Annotated in this window: 17 protein-coding genes; 10 read left to right on the top strand and 7 right to left on the bottom strand. The window is 74.0% G+C overall.

All coding sequences use genetic code 11. The annotated features are described in order from the left end of the window. Nucleotides 1-8: 8 nt before the first annotated feature. Genes AB0H28_RS03465 through AB0H28_RS03440 form a run of 6 tightly spaced genes read right to left on the bottom strand, consistent with a single transcriptional unit; the run spans nucleotide 9 to nucleotide 7780 of the window. Nucleotides 9-1184, bottom strand: coding sequence for a M23 family metallopeptidase (locus AB0H28_RS03465; RefSeq protein ID WP_358033516.1), 1176 nt, complete (start codon nucleotides 1182-1184; stop codon nucleotides 9-11). Continuing rightward, nucleotides 1181-1741 carry a hypothetical protein gene (locus AB0H28_RS03460; protein WP_358033513.1) on the bottom strand — a complete coding sequence of 187 codons (561 nt, stop codon included), beginning with the start codon at nucleotides 1739-1741 and terminating at the stop codon, nucleotides 1181-1183. The genes AB0H28_RS03465 and AB0H28_RS03460 overlap by 4 nt, the downstream gene beginning before the upstream one ends. Continuing rightward, nucleotides 1738-3678: an MFS transporter gene (locus AB0H28_RS03455; RefSeq protein ID WP_358033510.1), complete on the bottom strand. Its 1941-nt coding sequence runs from the start codon at nucleotides 3676-3678 to the stop codon at nucleotides 1738-1740. The genes AB0H28_RS03460 and AB0H28_RS03455 overlap by 4 nt, the downstream gene beginning before the upstream one ends. A 1-nt stretch (nucleotide 3679) precedes the next feature. Further along, a complete protein-coding gene (locus AB0H28_RS03450; RefSeq protein ID WP_358033508.1) occupies nucleotides 3680-7039 on the bottom strand; it encodes an ATP-binding protein in 3360 nt (1119 codons plus the stop codon). Nucleotides 7040-7088: 49 nt separating this feature from the next. Next, nucleotides 7089-7451 carry a hypothetical protein gene (locus tag AB0H28_RS03445; protein WP_089157613.1) on the bottom strand — a complete coding sequence of 121 codons (363 nt, stop codon included), beginning with the start codon at nucleotides 7449-7451 and terminating at the stop codon, nucleotides 7089-7091. 14 nt (nucleotides 7452-7465) lie between these two features. Beyond that, nucleotides 7466-7780, bottom strand: a complete 315-nt coding sequence (locus AB0H28_RS03440; protein ID WP_181570737.1) for a hypothetical protein — start codon at nucleotides 7778-7780, stop codon at nucleotides 7466-7468. 359 nt (nucleotides 7781-8139) lie between these two features. On the opposite strand from AB0H28_RS03440, the gene folP reads away from it, so the two are divergent. From folP to AB0H28_RS03405, 7 genes are all read left to right on the top strand, one after another. After that, on the top strand, nucleotides 8140-9030 hold the full coding sequence (gene folP, locus AB0H28_RS03435) for a dihydropteroate synthase (RefSeq protein WP_358033503.1): 891 nt from the start codon (nucleotides 8140-8142) through the stop codon (nucleotides 9028-9030). Further along, nucleotides 9027-9386 carry a dihydroneopterin aldolase gene (gene folB / locus AB0H28_RS03430; RefSeq protein WP_358033500.1) on the top strand — a complete coding sequence of 120 codons (360 nt, stop codon included), beginning with the start codon at nucleotides 9027-9029 and terminating at the stop codon, nucleotides 9384-9386. Before folP ends, folB begins: the two co-directional genes overlap by 4 nt. Then, nucleotides 9383-9910, top strand: a complete 528-nt coding sequence (gene folK / locus AB0H28_RS03425) for a 2-amino-4-hydroxy-6-hydroxymethyldihydropteridine diphosphokinase (RefSeq protein WP_358033498.1) — start codon at nucleotides 9383-9385, stop codon at nucleotides 9908-9910. The genes folB and folK overlap by 4 nt, the downstream gene beginning before the upstream one ends. Nucleotides 9911-9948: 38 nt before the next feature. Continuing rightward, nucleotides 9949-10437, top strand: a complete 489-nt coding sequence (locus tag AB0H28_RS03420; RefSeq protein WP_358033858.1) for a DUF3180 domain-containing protein — start codon at nucleotides 9949-9951, stop codon at nucleotides 10435-10437. Between the two features lie 118 nt (nucleotides 10438-10555). Next, nucleotides 10556-11791: an ABC transporter permease gene (locus AB0H28_RS03415; protein WP_358033496.1), complete on the top strand. Its 1236-nt coding sequence runs from the start codon at nucleotides 10556-10558 to the stop codon at nucleotides 11789-11791. A 63-nt stretch (nucleotides 11792-11854) separates the two neighbouring features. Next, entirely contained in the window at nucleotides 11855-12157 is a 303-nt protein-coding gene (locus AB0H28_RS03410; protein ID WP_358033493.1) for a hypothetical protein, read from the top strand. 82 nt (nucleotides 12158-12239) lie between these two features. Next, nucleotides 12240-12731, top strand: coding sequence for a hypothetical protein (locus AB0H28_RS03405; RefSeq protein WP_358033491.1), 492 nt, complete (start codon nucleotides 12240-12242; stop codon nucleotides 12729-12731). Nucleotides 12732-12761: 30 nt separating this feature from the next. On the opposite strand, the gene AB0H28_RS03400 is transcribed toward AB0H28_RS03405, so the two are convergent. Next, nucleotides 12762-13754, bottom strand: a complete 993-nt coding sequence (locus AB0H28_RS03400; RefSeq protein WP_358033488.1) for an ABC transporter ATP-binding protein — start codon at nucleotides 13752-13754, stop codon at nucleotides 12762-12764. 2 nt (nucleotides 13755-13756) lie between these two features. Between AB0H28_RS03400 and AB0H28_RS03395 the strand changes: the two genes are divergently transcribed. The 3 genes from AB0H28_RS03395 (at nucleotide 13757) to AB0H28_RS03385 (ending at nucleotide 16367) form a co-directional block, all read left to right on the top strand. Continuing rightward, a complete protein-coding gene (locus AB0H28_RS03395) occupies nucleotides 13757-14443 on the top strand; it encodes an ABC transporter permease (RefSeq protein WP_358033485.1) in 687 nt (228 codons plus the stop codon). Beyond that, nucleotides 14440-15162, top strand: coding sequence for an ABC transporter permease subunit (locus AB0H28_RS03390; RefSeq protein ID WP_358033482.1), 723 nt, complete (start codon nucleotides 14440-14442; stop codon nucleotides 15160-15162). The genes AB0H28_RS03395 and AB0H28_RS03390 overlap by 4 nt, the downstream gene beginning before the upstream one ends. Before the next feature lie 200 nt (nucleotides 15163-15362). Further along, nucleotides 15363-16367 carry a glycine betaine ABC transporter substrate-binding protein gene (locus AB0H28_RS03385; RefSeq protein WP_358033479.1) on the top strand — a complete coding sequence of 335 codons (1005 nt, stop codon included), beginning with the start codon at nucleotides 15363-15365 and terminating at the stop codon, nucleotides 16365-16367. The last annotated feature ends 18 nt before the right edge of the window (nucleotides 16368-16385 follow it).

Raw genomic sequence — 16385 nt, 5'->3', positions numbered from 1 at the left:
GCGGCACCTCACTCGGTCCCGCCCAGCGGTGCGCCCCGTTGCCGCATGAAGGGCACCGGGTTCTCGGCACCGCGGCTGGATCGTTCGCTGTCGTGGTGCACCTCGAAGTGCAGGTGCGGACCGGAGGAGTTGCCGCTGGTGCCGGAGAGCCCGATGACCTCACCGGCCGCGACCTGCTGACCCGGGCGTACCCGGGGGCGTTCGATCATGTGGCAGTAGCGGGTGATGAAACCGCCGGCGTGCAGGATGTCGACGAACCACCCGCAGCCGCCCTTGTCCGGCCAGCCGTCCCGGTCGCAGTCCCGTCGGCCGGAGTGGTCGGGGTCGCACCTGGCGACCAGCACCCGGCCGGCCGAGGCAGCGTGGATCTCGGTGCGCTTGCCCGCCCTCAGGTCCACGCCGTCGTGACTCGGGCGGGCAGGGGTCCGGAAGCCGGAAACCACGCCGCCGGGCAGCGGCGCGGTCCAGCCGGACGCGGCGATGCGGGCCCCGGCCGCCGCGTCGCAGACGGCCTTGCCGGCGATCTCGACGGTCCGGGCCGCCCCGCCGGCGAGCGCGTCGACGATCCGCCCGGCCAACTCCTCATGCTTGGCGTACGCGTCGGGGAACGCGCTCACCTGCACCCGCTGCGCCACCACGGTGAGCGGTCGCTGCTGCCAGTTCGGGACCTGCACCATCTTCTGATAGAACTTGCGGGCCGCGTACGAGGGCGTCATCCGCTGTTGGACGCTGCCCCAGCCCGGCCGCTGCTGGAACAGGCCCAGCGAGTCGTGGTCGGCGCCGACCCCCTCGTGCGGCAGGGCCAGCGACGCCGGCACCGTGCTGTTGGCCAGGTTGCGCAGCGCGGACTCCTGCATCGCGGTGGCCAGCGCGATCACCCAGCCGCGGGCGGGCAGCTTCATCTCCTGCCCGACCTTGATGATGGCGGCGGCGTTGCGCAGTTGACCGTCGCCGTACTCGGCGAAGCGTGGCATGTCCCCGGTCAGGTTCACCTGGTAGTCGGGATCGCAGCTCAAGCCGGCGAGCGTCGGGTCCTCCGGGTCGCCGCCCAGCTCGGTGAGGAGGAACGCGCCGGCGCCGCCGGCGCAGCAGAGCAGCGCGAGCACTGCGGTGACCGCGGTGGCCAGCACGCCGACGCGCAGCTTGCGCCGGGCCTGCGCGGCGAAGGCCGGCCCGGCGCTCACGACCGCTCCCAGTCGACCGCGTCCACCAGCCACGGCCCGTCCGGGGCGACCAGCTCGAGCCGGAGCGTGCCGCTGTCCAGTGGGATCGACGCCTCCACGAAGGACTCGGTGCGGGGGCGCAGCGTCGGCGGGCCGGTGGCCCGCCGCGCGGGCACCGTCTCCGGGTCGGCGCCGGTCATCTTCTCCCGCAGCGCCGCTGTGGAGAGCGGGCGCAGCCGGACCTGCCAGGCGTCGCCGGTGCTGCCGGGGCCGGTCAGCCACGCGGTGGTGAACCGCTCGGCGACCTGCTGCGGGGTGGGCTCGCCCGGTCGCGTCCGCGGGGCGACGGCGGCCGGCGGGCTGGACAGCACCCCGTCCTCACCGGCCTCCGGGTCAACCGTGCTGATCGGCTGGGTGGGACGGACCACCACGCCGGTGCCCGGCCCGGCGGGGCCGGAGACGAGCCGGGCGGCGCCGATCACCCCGAAGACCAGGACGGCGAGCACCAGCGCGACGCCGAGCCGGGACCGCAGCACCCGGGTGAAGAGGAACTCCACCGCCCGCCGCACCGGGCTCACCGGGCCTCGGAGCGGATCCGCGCCGCCGGCCGGGCGGTCGGAGTGCCGCGGTCCGCCGAGTCCGGCCGGTAGACCGCATAGGAGGGCACCTCCTCGGGCACGTCCGGCTCGGTCCAGGTGGACGGCGCGCGGCGCGGCCGGGGCGCGGTGGTGGCACGTCCGGCCCGGCGCTCCGGCGCGGGCGCCTCGTCCGGCCGTTCCCGGCCGTCCGGCCGCTCCCGCTCGACGGTAGTGACGGCGTGCGCCGGATCCTCGTGCCGGGCCTCCGGCCGGAGGCTGCGCTGGTCGGCCGGGACACCGCGCCGCCGGCCGAGCGCCGGCTCGTTCGTGCCGCCGGGCTCGGCCACGTCCAGCCGGGCGGCGACCCGCATGTCCCGGAAGAACCGGCGGTGCCAGGAGCCGGCCGAGCTGACCGCCTCGCTGCTGTCCTTGCCGCCGAGCTGGGTGATCCGCCGGTACGGTCGCAGCAGCAACCACCCCACCACTCCGCAGAGCCAGACCAGGACCACCTGGAGCCAGCCGGGCAGCGTGGCCGTGTTCATGATCAGGTCGACCGCGAAGAGGTAGATGGCCGCGCCGGTGCCGAAGATGGCGATGTTGAACACGGCGGCCACCACGGCATTCGCCAGCCGGCGGAGCCCGGCGCTGGCCGGGCGCATCAGGCCGACCGTGCCGAGGATCGGCGCGGCGATCACCGCCCACCGGAAGATCAGGAAGCCGAGCAGCACCAGCACCGACGCGGTCAGGTCGAACATGGCGAACAGCAGCGAGGCGAGGACCGCGATGAAGCCGGCCCCGATCCGGTCCATGTCCTTGGTGCCCTGGAGATACTCGTACGCCTCCGGGTCCTCCGACTTGATCTGCTCCGCGACCCGGGCCCACTGTTGCTGCTTCGCCTTGATCACCACATCGCGCGTGGCCGGGTTGCTGCGGATCGACGCCGCCTCGTCCCAGGTCAGGGACTTGGCGTCGTAGAGCGCCGGGCCGTACTTCCGGGCCGTCTCGCTGTCCGCCGAGCCGAGCACACCGCGCAGCCAGTTGCGGTAGAGCATGGTCTCGGTGGCGGTGTCGCTCGCCCGCACGGCCGGCGGACGCTTGTCCACGCAGGCGCTCGGGTTGGGCAGGACGCACTTGTCCGGTGGGATGTCCTTGGTCGCGGGACCGACCGCGTCGTGCACCACGCCCAACGTGGTGATCAGTGTGCTGTCGGCGATGTTCGCGGACTTCACCGGCCAGGCGGCCAACGCGGTCACCGCCACCATCACCAGGATCGCCCAGCCGGCCGTGGTCATCGCGTTGCTCATGTCCGACTGGCGGGAACGCCAGAGCAGGTAGAGGCCCACCACGCAGATCGTGATGATGCCGAAGACGCTGAACACCTTCTGGTAGACGGCCTTGGTGGCCTGTTCCACAAGTGGGTCGGCCCAGCGCCACATGCTCCTGGGGTCCCACGCGCGCTCACGCAGCGCGTTCGACGCGCCGATGACCGCGTTGGCGAACATGAACTCCCCGTTCGCCACCATTGTGGTGAAGCGGTAGTCCGGATGGAGCACCGACGAGGCGCAGCCGCCGTCCACGTCGTACGTGGTGTAGCTGTAGCCGGCGTACCCGTAGTCGCTGTAGAGACCCTTCGGGCCGGGCTGCTTGGCCGAGTCGGGCCGGGACGCGAACCAGCCGGCCAGGCCGGAGTCCGGCGCGCCGGGGACCGGCGCGTTACGGCACTCGACCTGGTCCTGGCTGACCGCCTGAAGCCGGCCGACGCAGGCCCGGAAGTCGGTCTGCCACTCCTTGGTGCTGCACAGTTCCGCCCGCGCCTGGGTGGCCGGGCCGGTGGCGTACGCGGGTGTGGCGCCGATCAGCGGCCAGGAGATCGTGGCTCCGGCGAGCACGCCGAGAGCGATGAGGAGCGCCGTGATCCGTGCCCGGGCCCTCGCCATGTCACGCCTCCAGATCAGCCAGCACGGTCGGCAGTTGCCCGGCGGCCCGGGCGACCGCGGCGGGGGTGGTGTCCAGGTGTTCCAGCAGCCCGTCGACGTACGACACGTCGACCCGGACCTTCTGCACGCGCCCGTCGACGTCGCGCATGACGAACTCGCGGAACCCGAGCCGGTTCGCCGAGCCGCTGTCGGCCTGGGAGAGCGAGGCGAGGGTCGCCTCGTAGCCGTCGTCGACCGGCACCCGTAGCAGCCGCAGGGCCTCGGAGGCGATCTCGCTGTCCTCGGCGATGCGGCCGACGAAGACGGTGGAGACGAGGTTCTGCACGTCGAGGCCGAGAATGTCTTTCGGGTTCTGCGAGGCGACGAGCGCGGCCAGGTTCCACTTGCGGGAGTCCCGGGCGAGCCGGACCAGGAACGACCGCCCGGAGCGCCAGCCTTCCATGAAGTGCGCCTCGTCCAGGCCGACGAGCTTGCGGGAGGACATGGAGCCGCCGTAGCAGCGGCGGACCGCGAGCCGGTGCGCGGTGTGCAGCATCGGCAGGGCCAGGGCCTCCTCGGCCGACCAGTATTCCCGCTCGATCTTGAGGTCGGGCAGCCGGAGGCCGGCCATGGTGATCACGGTGAGCGCGGCGTCGGCACCGAGCAGGCCCTCCGGGGGCCGTCCGAAGAAGAGCATGGCCAGCGGCATCTCGGCGGTGTCGAGCAGCAGGTTCGCCAGTTCGCGGCCGGCGTGGTCGTCGAGCCCCTGCAGGCAGGTGACCACGTCGTCCAGGGTGGACGTCTCCTCGGCCGGCACCTGGCGGACCGCGTGCCGGAACAGCGTGGCGGTGGACGCCTCCCGGGCCACCTGCGGCGGCACCAGCATCATGCAGATGTCCTGCACCAGCATCCGGCGTTCGGCCCGGGCGTTGGAGACGGCGATCTCGAACTCCCGGTCACCGGCCGGCCCGGTGGTGAACTCGCTGCGCAGCGGCGTGGGGATCAGCGCGTAGGGCGCCAGGGTGCCCTGCTCGGAGCCGGTCAGGTTGAGCACCCGCGAGTAGGGCGCCAGCTCGGGCATGGCGCAGAGCCGGGCCAGCGGGCCGGACGGGTCGAGCAGCGTCACCTGCGCGCCGCGCCGTGCGGCCAGGTAGCCGAGCGCGCCGAGCAGGGTGGACTTGCCGCCGCCCGGCTCGGCGACGAAGACGGCGAGGCCGGAGCGTTCCCGGACCTCCATCGGGAAGTGCAGGTCGAGGAAGACCGGGCGGCGGCAGGTGCCGGCGGTGCGGCCGATCAGGTCGCCACGCCGGTCACCGACCGTGCTCGCGGCCTGGGGTAGCGCGGCGGCGAGCAGGTTGACCGGCATCCGCCGGACGTAGCCGGTGTTGGCGATCGGCTCACCGGGGATGAACTCGCGGGCCAGCCAGTCCTGGTTCTTCGGGTGCTGGAGCGAGATCCGCAGCTCGCGGGAGTAGAGCTGGATGAGCCGGCGGGCCCGCTCCAGGCACTCCTCGCGGGTGCGACCACCGACCGCGATCCGGTGCCAGCCGTGCGCGCGGGCCGAGTCGACCGGCAGCCCGGTGGTCATCTCGTCGCCGATGACCAGTGCCCGCTTGGCCAGCCGTTCCAGCTCGGGCGGTGCGTCGATGCCGTGCTCGGCGTAGTCGAGCTGCTGGGAGCGGATCATCCGGAGCCGGTGTTCGAGGTTCCGGAAGGAGTCGTTGGGGCCGAGGATGTCGACCCGGGTGGACAGCTCCATCGGCCACGGCAGCCGCTCGTGGAAGTGCAGCCAGGGTTCGTGCCGTTCGGGGATCTCCAGCGGCTCCATCCGGCCGACCGCGAGCACGGCCACGTGCCGTTCCTCGCCGGTCACCCGGTTGACCAGTTTGACGGTGGAGCCGTAGGGGGTGCGGTAGCGCTCCACCTGCTCGGTGAGGGCGAGCAGGTCGCCGCGTTCCCACCGGCCGTTGGTGATCGGGGAGAGCACGCCGGGCGGCGCCATGCAGAGCGCCACCGAGCGGTAGAGCAGCCACTCCAGCTCGGGCGCGCTGACCCGGCGCCCGCGCATGCCGAACGCGCCGAGCACCTCGTCGAACTGCTCGACGGTGCGGCCCAGGCGGCGTCGCTCCCCGTCGGCGGTGCCCCGCCCGAACGTGCGCAGCAGACGCTCGGTGAGCGAGTCGCCGAGCGACCGGCGGGCGAAGGTGACGCCGAGGTAGGTCTGACCCTCGGCGTGGTTGACCGACATCAGGTGCCGCTGGGCGGCGACCAGGTGGTCGGCCCAGCCGGTGGTGCCGGGCACGTCGGGCAGCGGACTGGTGGTGAGCCCGTCGATGGTGCGGGCCCACTCGTCGGCGGGGAAGGGCCGGGTGGTGCGGCGCAGGTGCAGCCGGAAGCCGGCCAGGCCGGCGTACTGCTCGGAGATGGCCGAGAGCAGCGCCTCGCGTTCGGCGTCCGGGCGGAACGCCCAGCGCACCTCGGGCAGCCAGTACCACGCGGTGACCGTGTTGGGGGTGAAGGTGAGGTGGCCGGCGATCTCGGTGATGGCCAGCTCGACCGACGGGTCCCGGTCCCCGAACTTGATCTTCGGGGCGCGGACCCGGACCGGCTTGGCCGGTTTGTCGCGGCGTTCGGCGGAGCGCTGCCGGGGCGGGGTCACCTCCCGGTGGGCCGGTCGGCCGACCTCCCGCGACGGCGCGGCCGGCATCGGGTGGGCGTCCACCGGGACGGGCTCGGGCTCCCGCCGCCCGGTGCGGTGGGCGGGGTCGTGTGCCTCGACGGGCTCGGCGGCCGGCTCCGGCTCGGCGGTGGGCCGCAGCGCGGGCAGCCGGTCGCCCACCTGGAGCGGCACCCGGCTGCGGGTGGCGGGCGGCGGTTCGAGCGCGGGCGGCGCGGCGGGCGCGACGATCGCGGGGCCCCCCACCGCGCGGACACCGGCATCGTGCTCACGGGCCGGCGGCTCGGGATCGGCCGGCGCCGGCGCCTCGGCCGGCGCGACGGGCTGGTGCGGGATCGGCAGGGCGTCGCGGCCCACCCCGCGCCGCGGCGGCGCCACCACCGGCTCCACCTGGGCGGCCGGTGGGGTGATCGGTGCGGCGGGGCGGCGCACGCGGGGTGACGCGCCGCCGAAGAGGTCGAGGAAGGGCGAGTCGATGTCGCCGTCGGGGCGTACCGGCTCGCGCGGTTCCGCGCCGCGCGGGGGGAGTGGTCGCGGTGGCTGGAAGACGCCGACCCGGCCGTGCCCGGGGCTGGTGACGAGCGCCGGGTCCAGGACGACCTCGTCCACTTCCTCGTCGGCCGGGTAGTCGAACGATCGCGCACGGTGACCAGGTGAGCCGGCTGGACGCCCGGCCGGGGAACCCGGCGTGGAAGAGCGACTCATGCGACCGCCTCACCCGCGTCGTTCGTCTGCACCGTCGGTGTACGCCCGGTCATGCCAGTTCCTCCCGGATCCTGATCCGGCTCGCCACGAGGCGCGGGTCCCGCAGCTCGGCGGCCGGCTCCCGGGTGCGTCGCCAGTCGGTCAGCGCGGTCCGGATGACCATGCGCGCGGGCCGGTCCGGGTCGACGTACCGGAAGATGAACGAGGTCGTCACGATGGCGAGCGAGATCTCCCAGGCGGGAAAGAGCTCGACCTGGAGCGTGAACAACCAGTGGATGAACACGTAGAGGGGTACGAGCAGCATGAACAGGCCGTACTGGGCGTACGGCAGGTGGACGGGCAGGGTGTAACCGGGCGGCCCCAAATAGACCAGGCGTGCCCGGTAGATGTCGTCGTCGGTGCGCAGCCGCATCGTCGCCCCGCGCCCTACTCGAAGATCAGGTTGATCAGGTAGTCGCCGACGAAGAAGAGTGTGGCCGCGCCGGCGATGAAGGCGAGCCCGATGATGGCGATGGCCGAGCTGGTCAGCACCTTGGAGATCTCACCGCGGCTGGCGCGGCCGATGAAGATAACGCCGAGCACGGCGAGCAGGATCGGCGCGACCTTGCTGGCGAAGAACGTGACGACGTTGTCGGTGTCGATGCCCTTCGGGGCCGGCTCGGCGAGTGGAGTCGACGCCAGGGTGTGGAGCGCGTGGTCGACGGCGGTCGTCGCCGTTGCCATGAGCTCGATGGCGATCACTGGAAACCTCCCCAAAGGTCGCGGCCGGCGGTGCCGCGGTGGTGCAGTTAGGCAAGCCTGGCGGGATGGTGCTCGTCAAACCCGGCGCGGTGGACGCTGAGTTCGTCACCCGCCACGCAGGGTGGCGAGTTTTGGGAGGATTCTTCCCGCTTCGGCCCTCCCTCCAGGCTTCGCCATCTCGATGCTGGGCAATTCCAAAGCGTACGGGCCGGCCACCTTTGCGACAAGCCGCGAAGAGTGGACCCGGATCGGCCCGGACGACCGATCGTACACGTGTTCCAATGCGCACGTCAGGGCTGCCGCATCCGGGCCCCGCCCGGTGGCCGGAAGCCCTGCCGCCGAACGGTACTGTCGGGTCCGTGACCGATCTGGTACGAGCGGACGCCCCGGTGGTGATGGGCGTCCTCAACGTCACCCCCGACTCCTTCTCCGACGGTGGCAGATACGCCGATCTGGCCGCCGCCGTCGCACACGGGGTGCGACTTCGCGCGGCCGGCGCGGACCTCGTCGACGTCGGCGGCGAGTCCACCCGGCCCGGCGCCGACCGGATCGACGCGGACACCGAGATCGCCCGGGTGCTGCCGGTGGTCCGCGAGCTGAGCGCCGCCGGCGTCCCGGTCAGCATCGACACCAGCCGGGCGCGGGTCGCCGAGGCGGTGCTCGCCGCCGGCGCGGACGTGGTGAACGACGTGTCCGGCGGGCTCGCCGACCCGGACATGGCCCGGGTGGTCCGCGACGCCGGCTGCCCCTGGGTGCTCATGCACTGGCGGGGGCACTCCCGCCGGATGCGTGACCTGGCCACCTACACCGACGTGGTGGCCGACGTCCGGGCCGAGCTGGGCCAGCGGGTCGACGCGGCGCTCGCCGCCGGGGTCGCCGCCGACCGGATCATCGTCGACCCGGGGCTCGGCTTCGCCAAGACCGCCGCGCACAACTGGGAGCTGAGCGCCCGCCTGCCCGAGCTGGTCGACCTCGGCTTCCCGCTGCTGTTCGGCGCCAGCCGCAAGTCCTACCTGGGCCGGCTGCTCGCCGACCCGGCCGGCGAGCCCCGCCCCACCGCCGGGCGGGAGGCCGCGACGGTCGCGACGAGCGTGCTGGCCGTGGCGGCCGGCGCCTGGGGGGTACGCGTGCACGACGTGCGCGGCACCGCCGACGCGCTCGCCGTCTGGCGGGCCACCGGCCGCCCGCGGCTGGCGACCGTCACGCGGTCCGGCGCCACCACCGGTGCCGGGAGCGGAGGGGACCGATGACCGACCGGATCGAGCTGACCGGCCTGCGCGCGCACGGCCGGCACGGCGTCTACGACTTCGAACGGGCCCAGGGGCAGGAGTTCGTGGTCGACGCGGTGCTCGAACTCGACCTGGGCCCGGCGGCGCGCTCGGACGACGTGACCGACACCGTGCACTACGGCGAGTTGGCCGAGCGGCTGGTCGCGGTGGTCACCGGCGAGCCGGTGAACCTGATCGAGACGTTGGCCGGCCGGCTGCTCGCGGTCTGCCTGGCCGAGCCGCGGGTCGCCGCCGCGACGGTGACCGTGCACAAGCCGGAGGCCCCGATCCCGCACGCCTTCCGGGACGTGGCCGTCACCATGCGGCGTACCCGGTGACCCGGGCCGTGCTGTCGATCGGCAGCAACCTCGGCGACCGCCTCGGCCACCTGCGCGGCGCGGTGGCCGCGCTCGGCGACGACGTGCTGCTGGTCTCCGGCGTCTACGAGACTCCACCGTGGGGGGACGCGGAGCAGCCCGCGTACCTGAACGCCGCGGTGATGGTCGCGGACCCGGCGGCGGCGCCGGGCGACTGGCTGGCGCGGGCCCGGGCCGCGGAGGCGACGGCCGGGCGGACCCGCGACCCGGCCCGGCGGTACGGTCCGCGCACGCTGGACGTGGACGTGATCGCGGTGTGGGACCCGGCCGGGCAGCCGGTGCTCGCCGACGACCCCGAGCTGACCCTGCCGCACCCGCGCGCCCACCTGCGCGCCTTCGTGCTGCGGCCGTGGATCGACATCGAGCCGCACGGCCGGCTGCCCGGGCACGGTTGGCTGACCGACCTGCTCAACGCCGAGCCGCTGGCCGCCGAAGCACTGGAACTGAGCCCACGACCCGATCTGACGCTAGAGTCGGACGCATGAGTACGGCCCGGACCCCACAGGACCCTGACCGCTTCCGGATGGGTCCGACCCGGGTCTCCACGCTCGTGGTGGCCGGTCTGGCCGCCGCCGCGGTGGCCTGGCTGCTGATCAGCGGCTTCTACTACGACTTCGCCCCCGATCTGCCCTGGCTGCCGGTGATCACGCTGGCCGGGCTGGCCGTGCTGGAGGGCTACGCGGCGGCCAACACCCGCAGCCGGATCGAGCGGCGGCCCGGCCGGGAGCCGGTGAACCCGCTGCTGGTCGCCCGGTTCGTGGTGCTCGCCAAGGCGTCCGCGCTGGCCGGGGCCATCTTCGCCGGCTTCTATGTCGGGCTCACCGGCTGGCTGTTCGTGGAGCGGACCGCCGCCGCGGTCGGCGACCGTCCCGCCGCGGTGGCCGGGCTGGTCGCCTCGCTGGCCCTGGTCGTGGCCGCGCTCTGGCTGGAGCGGTCGTGCCGGGTCCCGGAGCAGGAGGACGACGAGGACCGGGAGCCGGGCGACCGGGAGACGCCGCGCGGGCGCCGCTGATCCGAGGGTTCCCCCACCCCCCGCCCGCAGGTACCGTCCCTGGCGACCGGAGAGCGACGGCCGCCACCGGTCCGCCCGCTGCGTGGGCCGGACGCGGCCACCTGGGAGGTGCGGGCCAATGGGGTACGACGAGTCGGGCCGGACCGTCCCGTCGGAGACGTCGTCCGGCGTGCCCGCCGCGGTGCTGGAGAACGTCTTCGACGACCCGTCCCACGGCGAGCCCGGCCGGGACCGGATCGCGGTGCACGTGGTCTGGGAGGTCGTGCTGCTCGCCGGGCTGGCGGCGGTGACCTGGCTGCTCTGGCGGGAGAACTCGGACGCCCTGCGCGGCACCGCGTTGAAGACGCTGCTGGTCGACGTGGCGGGCCTCGGCCTGCTCACCCTGGCCGCCGGGTTGAGCCTGCGGGCGGCGGCGGCGAACCTGGCGATCGGCCCGGTCGCGCTGGCCGCCGCGCTGCACTACGCGGAGCAGGGCGACCGGGGTGCCCGGGAGGCGTTGCTCCTGCCGCTCGCGGTGGCGGCGGTCGGCGGGTTGGCGCTCGGCCTGGTCGTGGTGGTGCTGCACGTGCCCGGCTGGGCGGCGAGCCTGGCCGGTGCCGCCGGCGTGATCGTCTGGCTGGAGCGGCGGACCGCCCCGGTCACGGTCCAGGGCGACTACGACCCCCGGCGCACCGCGCTCTACCTGTTCGTCGGCTTCGCCGCGGTGGCCGTCCTCGGTGGCCTCTTCGCCGCGATCAAACCGGTGCGCCGGTTGATCGGCCGGTTCCGTCCGGTCGCCGACCCGGCCCGGCGGCGGGGCGCGGTGGCCGCCACGGTGACCGCGCTGGCGCTCGTCGGCTCCACCGTGCTGGCCATGTTCGGCGGGATGCTGATCGCCGCGAACGGCGACGGCACGGTGACGCCGGGCACCGGCCTGGACTGGTCGGTGCTGGCGGTCGGCACGGTGCTGCTCGGCGGCACCAGCGCGTACGGCCGGCGTGGTGGCGTCTTCGGCGCCCTGTTCGCGGTCTGCCTGGTGGTGGTGTTCCTGGCCCTGGCCGTGGCGCACGACTGGACGGTCAGCCGGTGGGCGGTGGGCGGCGCGGTCCTCGGCGCCGGGCTGCTCGTCACCCGCATGGTGGAGACGTTCGGCCGACCCCGTCCGGCGCCGCCCGGCGCGGGCGTGCCCGGCCCGCTCCGGCCGGCCGGCGACGGCGCGCTCAGCAGCGGCTGGGCGATGACGCCGGCGCCCGAGCCGGCCGACACCTGGCCGTCGGTGCTGCCGGCACGCGGCAGCACGGACACCCCGGTGGAGGCGTGGGAGGCGCCGCGCTGGGAGAACGAGCCGCGCCGGTGGGACGCCGACGGCCGCTGACGCCCGGCCGGCGGCGTCGCGTCCGGCGGGCCGGAGCTGATCTCGCCGGTTAGGCTCGGCGGCATGACGGAGACTCCTGCCCCCGGCGGCCGCACCTTCGACGAGCTCGACAAGCTCTCCACCGAGGAGTTGCGCGAGCAGGCGTTCTACCTGGCCCGGGAGCGTCGCGACGTGGGGTTCTTCTGGTCGGTGCTGCGGCACCTGCCGAACGCCGACGAGGCCGCCGCGCTGGACGGGGCGCCCAACTCGGTCGGGCCGACCCTCGACGAGGCCAACGCGCTGTGGCGCGAGTTGACCGGGCACGGCTACGAGGAGTCCGCGCCGCTGCTGCGCGCCGCCTTCATCGACTACCTGATGAAGCACTGACCCGGTGGCCGTCCGCCGGCCGGCGGCGACCCCGCGGTGGGGCAGGTTTGCCCGGCGCGGCGGCTCGGGAACTGACCGGGCCATGGCGCTGACCAACCGCCCCCGCACCGTCTCCCGGTACGGCACGGCCGCCGGCACCGGCACGCTCGCCGCGTTCCTGCTCGTCGCGGTCGGCGGCAGCCCGACATACGTGGGCTGGGCGCAGGACCACACCGACCCGACCGGCGCCGGCGGTTGGTTCCTGCGGCTGCTGGCCTGGCCGGCCTGGCGGTGGCACGCGGACGAGGGGCTGCTCACCGCCAACCTGCGGCCGATCCTGCTGATCGTGGCCGCCGCGGCGCTGCTCTACCTGCTGCCCGGCCCGCAGGTGGGCCGGGTGGCCGCCTCGGGCAGCCAGTTCCTCTCCGGTTGGGGCGCGTACGCCCTGGCCGCCGGCGTCGCCGGGCTGCTCGCCACGCTCCTCGGGCCGGGCGGCACGCTCTACGCCGCCTTCCAGGTCGCGAGCGCCGGTGTCACGTACGGCTTCTTCGCCGGCTGGATCGTCGGTCTGGCCAGCCTGGGCGGCCGGGCCTGACCCGCCTCGGCCCGCCGGTCCGGGTCGGTCTCAGTCCACCGCGCCCATGGCCAACACGCGGGTGCGGGTGAGCAACCCCACCGGGCGGTCGTCCTCGGTCACCACCGCCCGCTCGGCGCCGGAGGTGAGCAGCGCGCCCAGCGCGTCGTAGGCCGAGCTGCCCAGCGCCACGCTGGGCAGGCCGCCCCCGTCGTCGGCCGGGAGCGGGTCGAGCACCGCGTGGGTGACCGGGGTGACCGCCAGCCGGCGGATGCCCCGGTCGGCGCCGACGAACTCGCGGACGAACGCGGAGGCGGGCGAGCCGAGCAGCGCGGCGGGCGGGTCGTACTGCTCCAGCACACCGCCCTCGGACAGCACCGCGATCCGGTCGCCCAGCCGCACCGCCTCGTCGAGGTCGTGGGTGACCAGCACGATGGTCTTGCGGACCTCGGCCTGCAACCGGAGGAACTCCTCCTGCAACCGGGTCCGGACGATCGGGTCGACGGCCGAGAACGGCTCGTCCATCAGCAGCACCACCGGGTCGGCGGCGAGCGCCCGGGCGACGCCCACCCGCTGCCGCTGGCCGCCGGACAACTCGTGCGGGTAGCGCCGGCCGAACTGCGCCGGGTCGAGGCCGACCAGCTCCAGCAGCTCCTCGACCCGGGCCCGGGTCCGGTCCCGGGACCAGCCCAGCAGCTCCGGCACGGTCGCCACGTTGGCGGCCACGGTCTGGTGCGGGAACAGGCCGACGTTCTGGATCACATAGCCGATCCGGCGGCGCAGCGTCACCGGGTCGACCCGGGTCACGTCGTCGTCGCCGAGCAGGATCCGCCCGTCGGTCGGCTCGATCAGCCGGTTGATCATCCGCAGCACGGTGGACTTGCCGCAGCCGGAGGGGCCGATCAACACCACCAACTCGCCGGCCTTGACCTCCAGGCTCAGCTCGCGGACCGCCTCGGTGCCGTCCGGGTAGCGCTTGCGGATGCGCTCCAGGGTGATCGAGGCGGCGCCGTGACCGGCGGGGGTCCCCGGGGTAACGTCCACGTGTGTTCCTCCACCTGAGCTACCGGGCCGCCCCGGGTAATCCGTGGTTCTCCTGGCAGTACGTGCGGGACAACTCTGACAGCATCCTCGCCGCGTTGCGCGAGCACACCTGGCTGACCGCCCGGGCGGTGGTGATCGCCGCGCTGGTGGCGCTGCCGCTCGCGGTGGCAGCGTACTGGTTCCGGTCGCTGGCCGCGTCCATCCTGGCGCTGACCGGGGTGCTCTACACGATCCCGTCGCTGGCGCTGTTCGCCTTCCTCGCGCCCTATCTCGGCATCGGCGCGGCGACCGTGTTGACCGTGGTGGCGCTGTACGCGCTGCTGGTCATCGTGCGCAACACGCTCGCCGGCCTGAACCAGGTGCCGCCCGAGGTGCGGGAGGCGGCCGAGGGCATGGGCTACGGCCGCTGGGGCCGGCTGTTCCGGATCGAGCTGCCGCTGGCGCTGCCCGGCATCCTCACCGGCGTGCGGCTGGCGACCGTGTCCACGGTGGCGCTGGTCACGGTGGGGGTGGTGGTCGGTCGCGGCGGCCTCGGGCAGCTCATCTTCGCCGGCTTCCAGAACAACTTCTACCGGGCGCAGATCATGACCGGCACCGTGCTCTGCGTGCTGTTGGCGCTGGTGCTCGATCTGGTCCTGGCCGGGGTGGGCCGGCTGCTCACCCCGTGGCTGCGCGGGAGAGCCTCATGAACCCGGTGCAGGCGGCGGTGACCTGGTTGAACGACCCGTTGAACTGGACCAATCCCGGCGGTGTGCTGGATCGCCTCGGCGAGCACCTGAGCATGTCCGCGCTGGCGGTGCTGCTCGGCTGCCTGGTGGCCTGGCCGATCGGGCTCTGGCTCGGGCACAGCGGCCGGGGCGGCGGAATGGTGCTGCTGGTCTCCAACGTCACCCTGGCGATCCCGACCCTGGCCCTGCTGACCATCCTGCCGCTGACCTTCCTCGGGTTCGGCCGCGCGTCGGTGGTGGTGGCGCTGGCGGTCTTCGCGGTGCCGCCGCTGCTGGCGAACGCGTACACCGGGGTCCGGCAGGCCGATCCGGAGGCCCGGGACGCGGCGCGCGGGATGGGGCTCTCCGGCGGGCAGGTGCTGCGCCGGGTGGAGCTGCCGCTCGCGGTGCCCTACCTGGCGGCCGGTTTCCGGACCGCGGCCGTGCAGGTGGTGGCCACCGCCGCGTTGGCCTCGTTCGTCAACGGCGGCGGGCTGGGCCAGATCATCCGGGCCGGCTTCGGCCTCGACATCGCGGCCGGCGGCGGCCAGATCATCGCTGGGGGCGTCCTGGTGGCCGGCCTGGCGATGCTGGTCGAGGCCGTGCTCGCGGTGGTGGAGCGGATGGTGACGCCGCGTCCGCTTCGCCGGGGTCGGCGGCGGGCGGACCGGCGCGCCGCAGCGGCCACGGCCGGCGGCTGATCCTTCGTCCGCCGCGTCGGGAGACCTCGGTCACCCCGCGCGTGGCCGGCCGGTGACGATCGGATGACGAATTCCGCTCCGAATTTGTCGGTCGGGTCGGTGAGGATGTTGGGTGAAGTCGCGGGCGGCGTTCGGATCGCCCGTCGGACACGCGGCCGGCCCGGAACGGGCCGCGCCGGGACACGGAAGGCGGGCATCTGATGCGCGCACGTTCACGGCTGGCCGCGGGGGCCTTCGGCGCCCTCGTCGCGGCGGGCCTTCTCACCGGCTGCGGCGACGCCGGCTCATCCGGCACCGACGCCCCCGAGGCGGGCGCGTCGGGCGCCGGTTGCGCCCCGGTGGCGGGTGACCAGCTGGTCGTCCTCACCGATGACAAGAACCTCCAGAACACCGACAACGTCCTTCCGGCGATCAACGCGAAGGCGGCCACCCCGCCGCTGGTCGCCGCGCTGGACAAGGTCTCCGCGAAGCTCGACACGCCCAAGCTGATCCAGCTCAACCGGGCCGTCGACGTCGAGCGCAAGACGCCCCAGGTGGCGGCGCAGGAGTTCGCCGACGCCAACGGCGTGACCGAGGGCATCGAGAAGGGTCCGGGCGGCCAGGTGACGGTCGGCGCGGGCAACTTCAGCGAGAGCCAGACCGTCGCCGAGCTATACAAGATCGCGCTGACCGCGGCCGGCTACCAGGTCAAGGTGCAGACCATCGGCAACCGCGAGCTCTATGAGCCGGCGCTGGAGAAGGGCCAGATCCAGGTCGTCCCGGAATATGCCGCCACCATGGCCGAATTCCTCAACACCAAGGCCAACGGCAAGGATGCGCAGCCGGTCTCCTCGCCCGAGCTGGAGAAGACGATGGCGGCGCTCAAGGCCGAGGGCGACAAGGTAGGCCTGGTGTTCGGCCAGCCGTCCCAGGCGCAGGACCAGAACGCCTTCGCGGTCACCAAGGCCTTCGCCGACAAGTACGGCGTGTCCACGCTCTCCGACCTGGCCGCGAAGTGCTCCGGCCAGGCGACTGTGCTGGCCGGTCCGCCGGAGTGCCCGCAGCGGCCGAAGTGCCAGGCCGGTCTCGTGGAGGTCTACGACTTCAAGGCCGGCTCGTTCAGCTCGCTGGACGCGGGTGGCCCGCAGACCAAGAACGCCCTGAAGACCGGTTCGGCAAGCGTCGGCCTGGTGTTCTCCTCCGACGCGGCGCTCGCCGCGAGCTGACCCGTCGCCGCCGGCCGG

The sequence above is a fragment of the Micromonospora sp. NPDC050980 genome (assembly GCF_040653835.1).
In the GTDB taxonomy this organism is placed as follows: domain Bacteria; phylum Actinomycetota; class Actinomycetes; order Mycobacteriales; family Micromonosporaceae; genus Micromonospora.
The sequence above is the reverse complement of the archived record's forward strand: the minus strand, read 5'-3'. Positions and strand labels throughout refer to the sequence as shown.

What these genes read in the sequence shown, in the direction of transcription:
- AB0H28_RS03455 (WP_358033510.1), bottom strand. Translation starts at nt 3,678, where the DNA reads ATGGCGAGGGCCCGGGCACGGATCACGGCGCTCCTCATCGCTCTCGGC.
- AB0H28_RS03450 (WP_358033508.1), bottom strand. Translation starts at nt 7,039, where the DNA reads ATGAGTCGCTCTTCCACGCCGGGTTCCCCGGCCGGGCGTCCAGCCGGC.
- AB0H28_RS03445 (WP_089157613.1), bottom strand. Translation starts at nt 7,451, where the DNA reads ATGCGGCTGCGCACCGACGACGACATCTACCGGGCACGCCTGGTCTAT.
- folB (WP_358033500.1), top strand. Translation starts at nt 9,027, where the DNA reads ATGACCGACCGGATCGAGCTGACCGGCCTGCGCGCGCACGGCCGGCAC.
- AB0H28_RS03420 (WP_358033858.1), top strand. Translation starts at nt 9,949, where the DNA reads ATGGGTCCGACCCGGGTCTCCACGCTCGTGGTGGCCGGTCTGGCCGCC.
- AB0H28_RS03415 (WP_358033496.1), top strand. Translation starts at nt 10,556, where the DNA reads ATGGGGTACGACGAGTCGGGCCGGACCGTCCCGTCGGAGACGTCGTCC.
- AB0H28_RS03410 (WP_358033493.1), top strand. Translation starts at nt 11,855, where the DNA reads ATGACGGAGACTCCTGCCCCCGGCGGCCGCACCTTCGACGAGCTCGAC.
- AB0H28_RS03405 (WP_358033491.1), top strand. Translation starts at nt 12,240, where the DNA reads ATGGCGCTGACCAACCGCCCCCGCACCGTCTCCCGGTACGGCACGGCC.
- AB0H28_RS03390 (WP_358033482.1), top strand. Translation starts at nt 14,440, where the DNA reads ATGAACCCGGTGCAGGCGGCGGTGACCTGGTTGAACGACCCGTTGAAC.
- AB0H28_RS03385 (WP_358033479.1), top strand. Translation starts at nt 15,363, where the DNA reads ATGCGCGCACGTTCACGGCTGGCCGCGGGGGCCTTCGGCGCCCTCGTC.